The sequence below is a fragment of the Pseudomonas sp. GD03875 genome, assembly GCF_029840585.1.
Taxonomy (GTDB): Bacteria; Pseudomonadota; Gammaproteobacteria; order Pseudomonadales; family Pseudomonadaceae; genus Aquipseudomonas; species Aquipseudomonas paralcaligenes.
In genome coordinates, this window is record NZ_JAOCCV010000017.1 from 94,212 (window position 1) to 107,524 (window position 13,313).

Genomic DNA, 13,313 nt, shown 5'->3' on the forward strand with positions numbered 1-13,313 from the left:
GCCATCGCAGGCTGGGGAGTCTTTCGCAGGCTTTCGATAATCGCCTCCGCCACGACTGCCGACAGTCGTCCCAACACAGTGGAGTGCGAGATGAACAAGAACAATACCCGTCGATTCCTGCCCCTGGCACTGGGCGCCGCAGTCGCCCTGGGCATCGCCCAGCAGGCCGCCGCCGAGATCGTGCTGTACGACAAGGACGACACCACCTTTTCCACCGACGGCTACATCAACGCCTTCTACGTCAACAGCGATGTGGACCGCGAGGGCGACCAGTTCGACCGCCGCCAGTCGCGGGTGAAGATGGGCTTTCTGCCCAACTGGATCGGCTTCAACTTCGGCAAGCAGATGGACGACCTCAAGCTGGGCGGTCGCGCCTCGTTCTGGGTGACCATCAACGATGGCGAGAGCAACGGCACCGACACCGCCATCGACGTGCGCCAGTTCTACGGTACCGTCGCCAACCCCGAGTGGGGCGAAGTGCTGATAGGTAAGGACTTCGGCCTGTTCTCCCGCTCCAACATCTTCCTCGACGAGCTGCTGGCCGGCTACGGCAACGTCAGCGACACCCTCGGCCTGGTCGACGGCAACGGCGTGTCCTTCGGCAACATCGGCACCGGCTACCCCTATCCGTTCCCCACCGCGCAGATCACCTACCGCAACAACAACCTGGCCGAGGGCCTGCGCTTCGCCATCGGCATCATGGACCCGGTGGACACCAACGACGACAGCGCCGTGGGCAAGGCCTACCAGGACCAGCCGCGCTACGAGTCCGAGGTCAGCTACCAGTTCGACCTGGGCGGCTCGACCATCTACACCTGGCTCAATGGTGCCTACCAGACTTCCGAGAACACCGATAACAGCGTCGATGATGTGACCAGCAAGGGCCTGGGTTACGGCGTGCAGGCCAAGATGGGCGGCTTCTCGCTGACCGCTTCGGGCTTCCAGGCCAAGGGCATCAACCCGTTCTTCACCAACAACCTGGGCGAGCCTACCCTGCGCGACATCGACAGCGACGGCTACCTGCTGCAGGGCTCCTACACCTTCGGCAAGAACCGTCTCGCCCTGTCCTATGGCAAGACCGAGGACGACGGCAACGGCCTGGGCGTCGCGGCCGACTACGAGACCCGCGGCATCGCCTACTTCCGCACCATCAACGACAACCTCAAGCTGGTGGCGGAGTACAGCCAGTACGAGATCGACGCCGCCGAGGGCAGCGGGCTGAACGAGGACACCGATACCTTCGCCGTGGGTGCGGTACTGAGCTGGTAACGGCGACGCAGCAAGTGTGATGCTCCATTCTTCGAGAGGGCTTCGGCCCTCTCTTTTTTGTTCGAGGATCTTTCATGTTCGGAATCTGGAGTGCCCACAGCCAGGACTTCCTGCTGTGGCTGTGCCTGAGTACTACCCTGGTGTTCGCTCTGCCGATCTTCCTGACTCCGCTGCTCTGGGCCCGCCTGATGGGCTGGACCATCCCGCAGCATACCCACCTGGCGATCTACTTCGGTCGCTGCCTGGGCGCCTTCATCCTGATCGTCGAGGCGCTGATGTTGCGTGCGGCGCTGACCGGCGAGGCCCTGGTCACGACCTACGAGGTGCTCGCCGCGGTCGCCACGCTGATGGTGGCGGTGCACGTGCACGGCGCCCTGCGCCGCATCCAGCCGCTGAGCGAGACGCTGGAGATCGGTTTCTACGCCGGCATGCTGGTGCTCGTGCTGCTGTTCTGGCCGGTGGGCTGATCTGTCACGGGGGCTGTTGGTGCGCACGGCGCACCCTACGCCGGGATCGACATTGCCGTAGGGTGCGCCGTGCGCACCGTTGGGGGCCGAATACCGCACAGGGAGCGTGCCATCCGTCAGGGCGCTACTTTCGGACGAACCGTTCCGCTACCCAAGTAGCATGGGGCGGCCGACCCGGCGCCTCCAGAATGGCGGCACGGCTGGCGTACGAAGTGAGGTAGGGCGATGCGACAAGAGGAAAACGAGGCCGTGGTCACGGCCGTGTCCCACGCCCGCGACAGCGAAGCCGTGGCCCAGGAGCTGGCGCGCCAGCTGATGCACCCGCACCTGGGCTTCGTGCTGTTCTTCTGCTCGGCCGAGTACGACCTGGCCAGCCTCGGCCTGGCCCTGGAGGAGTACTTCGGCGGCATCCGCGTGGCCGGCTGCACCACGGCTGGCGAGATCACGCCCCAGGGCTACGGCCAGCGCTGTGTCAGCGCCATCGGCTTCGACCACCGCAGCTTCTCCATCGCCAGCGTGCTGATCGACCAGATGGAGCGCTTCAACCTGATCGATGCCCAGCAACTGGTCGAGCAACTGGTGGGCGAATGCCGCGGCAACGCCATGGCGCCGATCAAGGACCACAGCTTCGCCCTGACCCTGCTCGACGGCCTGTCCAGCCGCGAGGAAGTGGTGCTCGCCGCGCTCAGCGCCGCCTTCGGCCAGATCCCGCACTTCGGCGGCTCGGCCGGCGACGACAACCACCTGACCTGCACCCACGTCTACCACGACGGCGAGTTCCACAGCGGCGCGGCCGTGGTGCTGCTGTTCAACACCTGGCTGGACTTCGAGGTGTTCACCACCCACCACGTCGAGCCGCGCGAGGAGAAGCTGGTGGTCACCGCCGCCGACTCCGACTCGCGCCGGGTGCTGGAGCTCAACGCCGCGCCGGCGGCGGCGGAATACGCCCGGCTGATCGGGGTGGACCCGGCGGCGCTGGACATGCGCCTGTTCGCCGCCCACCCGCTGGCGGTGCGGATCAAGGACCAGTACTACGTGCGCTCCATCCAGCAGGTCAACGCCGATGGCAGCCTGACCTTCTACTGCGCGGTGGAGACCGGCATCGTCCTCACCGCCATGACCCCCGGCCCGCTGCTGCCCAACCTGCGCCAGCAGTTCGCCCGTTTGCACGCGCGTCTCGGCGCGCCGCTGCTGACCATCGGCTGCGACTGCGTGCTGCGCCGCCTGGAGGTGTCCGACGGCGCCGGCATGGAGGAGGTGTCCGAGTACCTGCGCGAGCAGCGGGTGATCGGCTTCAACACCTACGGGGAACAGTTCAATGGCATGCACATCAACCAGACCTTCACCGGTGTCGCCATTGGCCGCCCCGCCTGCGGACTGCGCTGAGCTGCGCGCCCGCGTCGCCGAGCTGGAGGCTCGCAACGCGCGGCTGGAGAAGATCAACGCGGCGCTGATCGAGCGGGTCGAGTCCGGCCATTCGCTGCGCTCGGACGGCTACGCGGCGTTCCAGCACTCGGTGATCCTCGCCGAGCAGGTGCGCGAGCGCACCGACGCGCTGAACCAGGCGATGACCGAGCTGAAGTCGAGCAACCAGTTGCTGCGCGAGGCCCGCCAGCGCGCGGAGACCGCCCACCATCACCTGATCGACGCCATCGAGAGCATCTCTGACGCCTTCGTGCTGTTCGACAAGGAGCAGCGCATCGTGCTGTTCAACAGCCGCTTCCGCGAGTTCTGGGCGCGCACCCGCGCGCGCATCGCCAGCGGCACGCGGCTGTCCGAGATCAAGCGGCTGGCCGCCAGCACCGGGCTGATCGTCGAGGAGCAGCGCGGCCGTGGCGACGGCCACATCATCTACCGGCTGATGAGCGGGCGCTGGGTCCAGGTCAGCGAGCGGCCGACCCGCGAGGGCGGGCTGGTGATCCTCTACACCGACATCACCGAACTCAAGCAGAGCGAGACCCAGCGCCGCGAGCAGGCCCTGGCGCAGAAGTCGCGCCTGCTGCAGCGCGCCGTGGACAACCTGTCCCAGGGCGTGGCGATGGTCAACGCCGAGGGCAGCCTGGAGCTGTGGAACCACCGCTTCCTCGAACTCTGCGGGCTGGCGCCGATCGAGGCGCACCGGCCGTTCGCCGAGGTGATGGCCGACAGCGAACTGCGCCTGCTCACCCCGGACAGCCGCGACGAGCACGGCGCGCCGCTGCACGAATGCGAGCAGCGCCTGTTCGACGGGCGCATGCTGGAGGTGCGCACCCATCCGCTGCCTACCGGCGGCTTCGTCAACACCTTCACCGACATCACTGAGCGCTTCCGCCACGCGCAGATGCTCAGCGAGCGCGAGCGCTGGGTGCGCCTGATCACCGACCACGTGCCGGCGCTGATCGCCTACCTCAACGCCGACCTGGTCTACGAGTTCACCAACAAGGTCTACGAGGAGTGGTACCACTGGCCGCGCGAGGGCATGCTCGGCCAGAGCCTGCGCGAGGTGCACAGCGAGGACCACTGGCGCCGCCTGGAGGGCTACGTGGAACGCGCGCTGTCCGGCGAGAGCGTCACCTTCGAGATGGCCGAGACCAACTTCGGCGGCCAGCAGCGCTACATGCTGCGCTCCTACGTGCCCAACCGGCTGGCCTCGGGCGAGGTGATCGGCATCTTCGTGCTGAGCCGCGACGTCACCGAGCAGCGCCGCACCTCCGAGGCGCTGCACCAGGCCTACCAGAACCTCGAACTGCGGGTGCGCGAGCGCACCGCCGAGCTGACCGCGGTGAACAGCCAGCTGCGCCGCGAGATCGATGAGCGCGCCCAGGCCGAGGCGCGCCTGCGCGAGGCCAAGCGCGAAGCCGAGGTGGCCAACCTGTCGAAGACCAAGTTCCTCGCCGCCGTCAGCCACGACCTGCTGCAGCCGCTCAACGCCGCGCGCCTGTTCACCGGCGCGCTGCTGGAGAAGAGCCCGCCCGGCGAGGTCGGGCTGATCCGCAACGTCAGCAACTCGCTGGAGGACGTGGAGCATCTGCTCGGCACCCTGGTGGACATCTCCAAGCTGGACGCCGGGGTGATCCGCCCGGACCTGTCCAGCTTCGCCGTCGCCGACCTGCTCGACAACCTCGCCCTGGAATTCCGCCAGCAGGCCGGCGGCGAGTCGCTGGAGCTGCGCTACCTGCCCAGCTCGGCCTGGGTGCGCAGCGACATCCAGCTGCTCGCGCGCATCCTGCGCAACCTGCTGACCAACGCCATCCGCTACACCGAGCGCGGGCGCATCCTGCTCGGCTGCCGGCGCCGCGGCAACGCGCTGTCCATCGAGGTGTGGGACACCGGCATGGGCATCGCCGGCGACAAGCTGGTGGAGATCTTCCAGGAGTTCAAGCGCGGCGACAGCCAGCGCCCGCACCAGGACCGCGGCCTGGGGCTGGGCCTGGCCATCGTCGACAAGATCGCGCGGATGCTCGGCCACCGGCTGCGCGTCACCTCGCAACCGGGGCGTGGATCGATGTTCGCCGTCGAGGTGCCGCTGACCCGGCGTACCAGCCTGCTACGGGCGCCGGTGCCTGCCGAGTCCATGGAAATCGAGCGTCTGCGTGGCGCGCGCATCTGGGTGCTGGATAACGACGCGGCGATCTGCGCCGGCATGCGCACGCTGCTGGAGGGCTGGGGCTGCCAGGTGGTCACGGCGCTGTCCGAGGACGACCTGGCGCGCCAGGTCGACAACTACCACGCCGAAGCCGACGTGCTGATCGCCGACTACCACCTCGACGACGACCGTGACGGCGTGCAGGCGGTGACCACCATCAACGCCCGCCGCGCCGAGCCGCTACCGGCGTTGATGGTCACCGCCAACTACAGCAACGAACTCAAGCAGAGCCTGCGCGAACTGGGCCATACCCTGCTGCACAAGCCGGTCAAGCCGATGAAGCTGAAGACTACCCTGAGTCATCTGTTGCAGCGGCGGGGGTGATTGGCCCCGGTGCGGCGGTGGGGATCGTTCCGGTGCGCATGGCGCACCCTACGGCTGTTGGGATCGTAGGGTGCGCCGTGCGCACCGATAAGGCCCTGCGATTGTCGGGTATGCCGCGCGCATCGAATCTACTCGCCAAACCCCGCATCGTCTGGCGCCTGCGTACCGCCCCAATCGCCCGGATACACCCCCTGCCGAACCAGCCTGTGAAAGCTGGACCACGGCCAGTCCGCCACCTGCTGCACCAGACCATGCCTGACGGGGTTCCAGTGCAGGTAGTCGAGGTGGCGCTCGTAGTCATGCTCGTCGCGAATCTGGTGTTCCCAGAATCGCCGTTGCCACAGTGGGCTCTCTCGGCGCAGATGCCGGCTGAGACTTGTACCGCCTGGTAATGCCAGTGCCTGACTGGTCCTGCGCTTGATGATCGACCAGCGCCTGGCGTAGTCCCGGTCATGTTCGGGTAGTTCCCAGATGCAGTGCAGGTGGTCCGGCAGCAACACCCAGCCACGAATGGCGAACGGGTAGCGCTGGCGGACCCGCTCGATGGCCTGGCGCAAGGCCTGCCGCGCCGGGGGCTCGGTGAGCAGAGCGCGCCGTCCCTCGGTGACCAGCGTGAAGAAGTACAGGCTGCCGTCCTGGCAGCGGCGGTAGCGGGACATCCTGTCCTTTCCCTGTCGCTCGAAACCTCGTGAGCATAGACAGGTGGTTGCCGGTGCGCACGGCGCACCCTACATCGCGTGGCCGTGACCGATCCCCCGCCGCGACAACGACCGTAGGGTGCGCCGTGCGCACCGAGGCCGCTTATCCCCGCCGCCTGCTCGCCAGAATCAACCCGATCCCGCCCAGCACCGCCACCGAGGCGATCATCAGGCGCGGACCGAGGGCTTCACCGAGCAGCAGGGCGCCGAGCGCGGCGGCGATGATCGGTACGCTGAGCTGCACACTCGCCGCCTGGATCGCCTTGAGGTGGGGCAGGGCGGCGTACCAGATGGCGTAGCCGATGCCCGAGGCCAGCGCCCCGGAGAGTACCGCGTAGAGCGCGCCGAGGCCGTCCCATTCGAGGTGGCCCAGGTACAGCGCCGCGAGTGGCGGCAGGGCGACCAGGCTGCGCAGGAAGTTGCCGGCGGTGGCGGCCAGCGGGTCCGCGTTGCCGCGCCCGAGCAGGGAGTAGAAGGCCCAGGCCACGCCGGCCAGCACCATCATGCCGGCGGCTTGCGGAGACGGCGCGCTGGCGCCGGGCAGGAGCAGGAACAGCAGGCCGCCGAGGGCGCAGACCAGGCCGACCACCTGCACCGGGCCGAGCCGTTCGCCCTTCAGCCAGCCATAGCCGATCATGCTGGCCTGCACCGCGCCGAACAGGATCAGCGCGCCGCTGCCGGCGTCCAGTTCGACGTAGGCGAAGGAGAAGCCGGCGGCGTAGCCGAACAGCGCCAGGGCCGAGCGCCAGTCGCCGCGGATCGGACCCTGGCGGCGCAGCGCGACCAGCAGGGCCAGCACCAGGGCGCCGGAGAGCAGGCGGATGGCGGTGAAGCTGGCCGGGTCCAGGGCGCTGTCGCGCAGGGCGGCGCGGCACAGCAGCGAGTTGCCGGCGAAGGCAAGCATGGCCAGCGCCGTGAGCGATGCGACGCGCAGCATCAGCGGCGCAGGTAGGAGCTGAAGTCGATGTCGCTGGCCGAGAGGATGGCCTGTACCCGGTTGTGCACGTTGAGCTTGCGCAGGATGGCAGAGACGTGCGCCTTGACCGTGGTCTCGGCGATGTCGAGGTTGTAGGCGATCTGCTTGTTCGACTCGCCCTTGGTCATCCGTTCGAGCACCAGCAGCTGCTTGCGGGTCAGTGCCTGCAGCAGCTCGGGCGGGATGCTCGGTTCCTCGTGGCTGCGCCGGGAGGGGTTCTTCTGCGTGCGGATGATGTCCGAGGGCAGGTAGACGTTGCCGTTGAGGATCTGCTCGATGGCCTCGGTCATCTGCGCCCGCGGGCTGGACTTGGTGATGAAGCCGACCGCGCCGTAGGTGATGGCCTGCAGGACGATCTGCTTGTCCTGCTCGGCGGAGACGATCACCACCGGCACCGTCGGCGCCTCGTTGCGCAGGTTGATCAGCCCGTTGAGGCCGTGCATGCCGGGCATGTTCAGGTCGAGCAGGATCAGGTCGAGGTCGTCGTGGTCCTGGGTCAGCTCCAGGGTGCTGTCGAGGTCGGCGGTCTCCATCACCGCGCTACCGGGGAAACCATCGGCGATCACGTTGTGGATCGCTTCGCGGAACAGCGGATGGTCATCGGCGATGAGTATCTTGTACACAGCCATTCACCTCGTTTCTTCTTGTCGTTATGTAGGGCACGCAACGCTTTGTCCTAGGGTAACGCGACCGGCTCCGCCGGCTCCAACGGCAGGCCCGCCTGTTGCCAGGCGTCGATGCCGTCGCGGTACCAGTACAGCCGGGTATAGCCCAGCGCCCGGGCGCGGCGGGTGGCGTTCCAGCCCAGCCAGCAGTCCGAGCGGCAGTAGAACACCAGCGGCCAATCCTTGCGGCCGTGGCTGGCGCGCTGTAGCTGCGCCGCGAAGTAGTCGTCCCAGGGTGGCAGCAGAACGCCGTCGCCGGTGTTGGCCAGCCACAGGCTGCCGGGCAGGTTGTGGTGGGCCTCGTCGGCGATGAAGCGGCCGAACAGCCATTGCCGGCGGTAGACGTCGATCAGCGCCGGCCGTGGCGTGTTCGCCAGCAGCGCCTGCAGATCGCCGGTATCCACCGTCCGGGCACCGTCGACGCCATCGGGTGTCGGGCTGCGGTAGTGCGCCTGGCGGTAGCCGTCGGCGCTGAAGAGGGGCAGAGACTCCTCGGCGGCGACGGAAGCGGTGAACAGCGCCAGCAACAGGTACGACAACGGCAACGCTCGCGGCATCGGATACGACTCCTTCATCCCTATTACAGGCAAGTCTCCGACCTTTGGGAATCCTACGATGGTGAATAAAACCAGTACCAAAGTACTGGTTGCTGACCGGGCGGTCGGGTCGGCGGGGGCTGCGTTTCAGTGCTGCGGAGGCTCGTCAGCGGGCGCGGCGGCCAGCAGGGCGGCCGCTTCCCGGTCCTTCCAGCGCTGGGCGCAGTCTTCCAGTTGGCCGCGCGCCACGTTCTTGCCCTGCTGCACGGCCAGGCGCGCATAGAGGCAGGGCAGGCGCTGGCTGCCGACCAGGTAGGCGGTGCGCTGCGACGGATGGGGTTCGGGCACGCCGAGCACCAGACCGCCGCCCGCCAGGGCGGGGAGCAGGCCGACGGCCAGCAGCACCTTCATGACCGTGCTCCGGTCGTCGCCGATGCGGGCGCGTCGCCGGGTGCCGCGTGGGCCTCGGTGGCGACGAAGGCGGCGCTGGCGATGCCGAGCAGGTAGACCAGGGCATGGAGGGCGAACTGGCGCATGTGGGTGTCCTCGAAGGCTCCCTGCCAGCATAGGAACCGCCCCGGGCCCGCGAAATATGCAGAAAGTAGTGCTCGGCCAGTACCAAGGTAGGAAGACCTTTCGGCCGCGCAGTGCCTAGCATGGAGGCACAACAAGAATCGGAGCGATCCGTCATGCATACCGCCAAGCATCTGCTGTTCCTGGCCCTGCTGGTGATCAGCCTCGCCGGGGTCGACAAGGTCCTGGCCGCCACCGGCGTGTCCGGCGTGCAGGTCCACGTCCCGGTGCGCTGAGATGATCGCGCCGAAGCGTATCGACCTGCCGACCCTGCTGCCGCTCGCGGCCGCGGCACTGGTCGTGCTCGCCGCGCTGCCGGGCGTGACGCAGGGAGCCGCCCCGCTGTACGGGCTGCTTGGCCTGTTCGGCCTGCTGGTGCTGCTGTGCCTGCTGGCGATCCGCCGGGCGCTGCGCCAGGCACTCGCGGCGGTCGAGGCGCTTTGCGCCGGCGCGCGACCTGTCCATTCCACCTGCCTCTCCCGTTTGCCCGAGGTGCAGCGCCTGGTCGGCCACGTCGCGGGCATGGCCGGCGCGCTGCACAGCGCCGAGACGGAGAACCGGCGCCTGCAGCAGACCCTGTTGCAGGCGCAGGAGCAGGAGCGCAATCGCCTGGGGCGCACCCTGCACGACGACCTCGGCCAGTACGTCGCCGGCATCCGCGCCCAGGCCGGTCTGTTCGCCCTGCTGGCCGACGACCCGCAGGCCGTGCGCGGGGCCTCGCAGCGGCTGGATCAGCATTGCCAGGCGCTGCAGCAGGGCTTCCACGCTCTGGTCCGCGACCTCTATCCGGTGATGCTCGACGAGCTGTCGCTGGAGCAGGCCGTGCGCCAGCTCGCGGCGCAGCGGAGCGCCGCCGGCATCGACTGCCGCGTCGGCTTCGATGCACGCCTGCCGGAGCCCGGCCGCGAGCGCAAGCTGCAGCTCCATCGCCTGCTGCAGGAGGCGCTGACCAACGTCGTCCGCCATGCCGGCGCCCGCAACGTGCGTCTGCGCGTGCGTAGACGTGGCGCGGACCTGTGCCTGTCGCTGCGCGACGACGGCCATGGCCGGCCGGCGGCGGGGCAGGGAGTCGGCCTGCGCTCGATGAGCGAGCGGGCCCGCGGCCTCGGCGGCGAATTGCACTACCGCGGGCGTCCGGGGCGCGGCTGGACGCTGTACCTGCGAGTCCCGCTGGAGGAGGCGAGCGCATGAAGATTCTGCTGGTGGACGATCACGCGGTGGTGCGCCAGGGCTACGCCAGTCTCCTTGGCGCGCTGCTGCCCGAGGTGCGGGTGGGCGAGGCGGCCAGCGGCGAGGATGCCCTGACCCTGGTGCAGACCTGGATTCCCAACCTGGTGGTGATGGACATCGGCCTACCCGGCATCAGCGGCCTGGAGACCTGCCGCCGGTTGCGCCAGCGCCTGCCGCAGCTGCCGGTGCTGTTCTTCAGCATGCACGAGGAGCTGCCGCTGGTGCGCCAGGCGCTGGACGCCGGCGGCTCGGGCTACCTGAGCAAGCGCTGCGCGCCGGACGTGCTGGTGGAGGCCGTGCGCCGGGTGCTGGCCGGCTACCCCTACATCGAGCAGTCGCTGGCGACACAGCTGGCCTGCCACAAGGGGCCGGAGCCCAGTGGCGATCCGTTGCTGGCGGGCATGACGCCACGGGAGATGGAGATCTTCATCATGCTCGCCCGTGGCCTGCCGACCCGGCAGATCGCCGAGCGCCTGTGCATCAGCGGCAAGACCGTGTCGAACCACATGACGCTGCTGAAGAACAAGCTGGGCGTCGACTCCCTGGCCGGCCTGGTGCACCTGGCCATCGATACCGGCGTGCTGAGGGTCGGCGACCGCCAGTCGGCCTGAACTTCCCTCAGGCCCTCAGGGCCTGCGGTGCTCGGTATTGAGGTGGTAGAAGGTGGCGCGGCCGCCTTCCGAGGCGCTGCCGGCGTTGTCCTGCACGTAGGCGCCGGCCTTGAAGTAGAGCGGCTCGCGGCTCCAGGCGGCGGCCATCTGGCGGTAGTAGGAGCCATCATCGTCGTCGCTGTACACGGTGATGCCCAGGCGGCCGCTGGCGGTCAGGCGCAGGCGGTAGGCGAAGCGCTCGTCCAGGGTCACGTCGTTGACCAGCAGGATGTTCTGCACCTGACTGTCGTCCGGGTGTTTGCGCACCAGCGCCTCGATGCGCCCGCTGTTGCTCTCCGGGCGGAAGTGGTACTGCAGCTTGACCAGCGGCGAGCCGACGTCGCCGGGGCGGTTGATGGCATGGATCTGGCCGATCACCAGCTTGTTCTTGCTCGGAACTTGGTTGACCGTGAGCACGGCGCTGAGGATGTTGTCCGCTTCGCCGTGGTACCAGTTGCGCGGCTCGCCGTTCTGCCAGGTCTCGCGCAGTTCGCTGCGCGGGTAGCTGGAGTTGAGGGTGCGCGACCCGTTCACCGGCACCCAGAAACGCACGCTGTTGTCGTTCTGCGGGCGGAAGTACTGGCTGCTGTAGCCCCGGTTGAGGCGCTCGGTGGTGATCAGCGTGGCGGATTCGGTGGCCGGGATCGTCAGGTTCCAGGTCGTCAGATCGAGCATGGGATCGTCCTTGGCAAGCGAAACGGTGGGGATTCCGACCCCGCTCCCCCCGGAAGTTCAGCGCTCCATGGGTTTCTGGACGAGCGGTTCAGCCTTGGCGGCGTGCCAGCTCGATGGCCGCCTCGATGGCGGCCCTGGCCTGCGGGCTGTTCTTCCAGCAGCTCGACCCCAGCAGGGCTGCGGCCTGTTCGACGATGTCGCGGGCGTCCGCCTCGGCCAGTCGCTGTAGGGAGTCGAAGCCCAGCTGTTCGAGGCGCTGGATCACCGTCGGACCGACGCCCTTGAGTGCCAGCAGGGCCTGGCGCTGCTCGTCGGGAAAGGGCATGTGCGGCCTCCGTTCAGGGATGGTGGCAGTCGGCTTCGAGGGCCCGCTGCAGATCGTCGATGCTGCGGCCGTGCATGACCTCCTCGTGGGCCTGGTGACCCAGCAGCACCAGCCCGAGTGCGAGCACCGGCGCGATCAGCATCGGGTAGCCGCGCAGCAGGCGGATCATCGGGCCGCGCCGAGCCAGGGTGGGGCGCAGGCACACCGCGTCGAGCGGCGGGAAGTAGCCGTCGCGCAGCACCTTGAGCGCGGTTGGAAGCTGGGCCAGGGTGAAGATCAGTATCAGCAGCGGCAGGCCCCGGGTCGCCCCCAGCAGCGCCCAGTAAACCTGCGGTACGCCGAGCAGTTGCGGTGCGCACGCCTCGCGGGAGCCGAACTGCAGCCACAGGGCCAGCAGCAGGAAAGGGGCGAGCAGCAGTGCCCAGGGCAGCATGCGCAACAGCGCGCGGCGTGGCTGGGCGGCAAGCGTGGGGGTATCGGTCATGTGGTCCATCCTGGACGGGACTTCGGGGCCGCCAGTGTAGCCATTCCGCTGCCGGGGCGGCGCCAGGCTGCGTACGAAAAGTCGCCCTCCGAGCGCCTCGGCGGCCGGGGATTTTCGTACGCAGCCTGAAGCCGGTCACCACCCCTTCGGGCAGTTGGTGCAGCCTTCCATGTTGGCGTCCTGGAAGTTGCCGAAGCGGGTGCGGGTGCCGGTGAGGTCGGCGTTCTCCAGGTTAGAGCCGCCCAGCTTGACCTCCTGCAGGTTGGCGTCCTTGAGATCGGCGCCCTTGAGGTCGGCCTTGCTCAGCCAGGTCATTTCCAGGTCGGCGGCGACCAGCTTGACGTCGTGCATCTTGGCGCCGGAGAGGCGGGCGAACTCCAGGTACGCGGCGGACAGGTCGGCCCCCTGGAACTGCGCGGCCTGGGCGAACAACCCCCAGCCCTGCACGGCCACCAGCTTGGCGCCGCTGAAGTCGGCCAGGCGCAGGTTGCTCTGCTGCAGGCTGGCGCGGGTCAGGTTGGCCTGCCTGAGATTGGCCTTTTCCAGGTTGGCCAGGTCCAGGGTGGCGTGGCGCAGGTCGGCGCCGGAGAGGTCGGCGCCGGCCAGGTCCATGCGGCGCATGTCCTGGTTGCGCAGGTCGGCGCCCTTGAGGTTGGCGCCGGGGCAGTGGCTGTCCGGCTCGATGCGGCAGCCGTTGACGACCAGGGCGTCGTCGGCGGCGAGGGCGTAGCTGCCGGCCAGCAGCAGGGCGGCCGGCAGGATCAGGTGCAGGTACTTCATGGCGATGCTCCCGAGGGTGCGCGATGCGCACCGATA

Annotated in this window: 16 protein-coding genes; 6 read left to right on the top strand and 10 right to left on the bottom strand. The window is 68.5% G+C overall.

The window, feature by feature from the left end:
- Nucleotides 1–90 precede the first annotated feature (90 nt).
- The 4 genes from N5D30_RS16110 to nahK all read left to right on the top strand — a co-directional run bounded on the left by N5D30_RS16110 (nt 91) and on the right by nahK (nt 5,685).
- Complete coding sequence (locus N5D30_RS16110; protein ID WP_279909750.1) at nt 91–1,269, top strand: porin; 1,179 nt, start codon at nt 91–93, stop codon at nt 1,267–1,269.
- Between the two features lie 74 nt (nt 1,270–1,343).
- The gene (locus N5D30_RS16115; RefSeq protein WP_279909751.1) at nt 1,344–1,736 is read left to right on the top strand and encodes a hypothetical protein; all 393 of its coding nucleotides are present in this window, start codon (nt 1,344–1,346) and stop codon (nt 1,734–1,736) included.
- A 225-nt stretch (nt 1,737–1,961) separates the two neighbouring features.
- Nucleotides 1,962–3,122, top strand: coding sequence for a nitric oxide-sensing protein NosP (nosP, locus tag N5D30_RS16120; RefSeq protein ID WP_279909752.1), 1,161 nt, complete (start codon nt 1,962–1,964; stop codon nt 3,120–3,122).
- Nucleotides 3,055–5,685 (top strand): hybrid sensor histidine kinase/response regulator NahK/ErcS', encoded by a 2,631-nt coding sequence (gene nahK, locus N5D30_RS16125; RefSeq protein WP_279909753.1) that lies wholly within the window; start codon nt 3,055–3,057, stop codon nt 5,683–5,685. The genes nosP and nahK overlap by 68 nt, the downstream gene beginning before the upstream one ends.
- A 128-nt stretch (nt 5,686–5,813) precedes the next feature.
- Here the strand turns inward: nahK and N5D30_RS16130 are convergent, their stop codons facing one another.
- From N5D30_RS16130 to N5D30_RS16155, 6 genes are all read right to left on the bottom strand, one after another.
- Complete coding sequence (locus N5D30_RS16130) at nt 5,814–6,344, bottom strand: transposase (RefSeq protein ID WP_279909755.1); 531 nt, start codon at nt 6,342–6,344, stop codon at nt 5,814–5,816.
- Between the two features lie 142 nt (nt 6,345–6,486).
- Entirely contained in the window at nt 6,487–7,320 is an 834-nt protein-coding gene (locus N5D30_RS16135; protein WP_279909756.1) for a DMT family transporter, read from the bottom strand.
- Entirely contained in the window at nt 7,320–7,982 is a 663-nt protein-coding gene (locus tag N5D30_RS16140; protein ID WP_220812946.1) for a response regulator transcription factor, read from the bottom strand. The genes N5D30_RS16135 and N5D30_RS16140 overlap by 1 nt, the downstream gene beginning before the upstream one ends.
- Before the next feature lie 53 nt (nt 7,983–8,035).
- Nucleotides 8,036–8,581 carry a PQQ-dependent catabolism-associated CXXCW motif protein gene (locus tag N5D30_RS16145; protein WP_279909757.1) on the bottom strand — a complete coding sequence of 182 codons (546 nt, stop codon included), beginning with the start codon at nt 8,579–8,581 and terminating at the stop codon, nt 8,036–8,038.
- 126 nt (nt 8,582–8,707) lie between these two features.
- Nucleotides 8,708–8,971, bottom strand: coding sequence for a hypothetical protein (locus N5D30_RS16150; RefSeq protein ID WP_279909758.1), 264 nt, complete (start codon nt 8,969–8,971; stop codon nt 8,708–8,710).
- Nucleotides 8,968–9,096, bottom strand: a complete 129-nt coding sequence (locus N5D30_RS16155; protein WP_279909759.1) for a hypothetical protein — start codon at nt 9,094–9,096, stop codon at nt 8,968–8,970. Before N5D30_RS16155 ends, N5D30_RS16150 begins: the two co-directional genes overlap by 4 nt.
- 274 nt (nt 9,097–9,370) lie before the next feature.
- On the opposite strand from N5D30_RS16155, the gene N5D30_RS16160 reads away from it, so the two are divergent.
- Together N5D30_RS16160 and N5D30_RS16165 are read left to right on the top strand one after the other, a co-directional pair.
- Complete coding sequence (locus tag N5D30_RS16160) at nt 9,371–10,324, top strand: ATP-binding protein (protein WP_279909760.1); 954 nt, start codon at nt 9,371–9,373, stop codon at nt 10,322–10,324.
- Nucleotides 10,321–10,974, top strand: coding sequence for a response regulator transcription factor (locus tag N5D30_RS16165; RefSeq protein WP_279903640.1), 654 nt, complete (start codon nt 10,321–10,323; stop codon nt 10,972–10,974). Before N5D30_RS16160 ends, N5D30_RS16165 begins: the two co-directional genes overlap by 4 nt.
- A 15-nt stretch (nt 10,975–10,989) precedes the next feature.
- On the opposite strand, the gene N5D30_RS16170 is transcribed toward N5D30_RS16165, so the two are convergent.
- The 4 genes from N5D30_RS16170 to N5D30_RS16185 form a co-directional block, all read right to left on the bottom strand.
- Entirely contained in the window at nt 10,990–11,688 is a 699-nt protein-coding gene (locus tag N5D30_RS16170; RefSeq protein ID WP_220812941.1) for a polysaccharide lyase family 7 protein, read from the bottom strand.
- 88 nt (nt 11,689–11,776) lie between these two features.
- Nucleotides 11,777–12,013 (bottom strand): helix-hairpin-helix domain-containing protein, encoded by a 237-nt coding sequence (locus tag N5D30_RS16175; RefSeq protein WP_279909761.1) that lies wholly within the window; start codon nt 12,011–12,013, stop codon nt 11,777–11,779.
- Nucleotides 12,014–12,026: 13 nt separating this feature from the next.
- Nucleotides 12,027–12,497: a hypothetical protein gene (locus tag N5D30_RS16180; RefSeq protein WP_279909762.1), complete on the bottom strand. Its 471-nt coding sequence runs from the start codon at nt 12,495–12,497 to the stop codon at nt 12,027–12,029.
- A 135-nt stretch (nt 12,498–12,632) separates the two neighbouring features.
- Nucleotides 12,633–13,277, bottom strand: coding sequence for a pentapeptide repeat-containing protein (locus N5D30_RS16185; protein WP_220812938.1), 645 nt, complete (start codon nt 13,275–13,277; stop codon nt 12,633–12,635).
- Between the last annotated feature and the right edge of the window lie 36 nt (nt 13,278–13,313).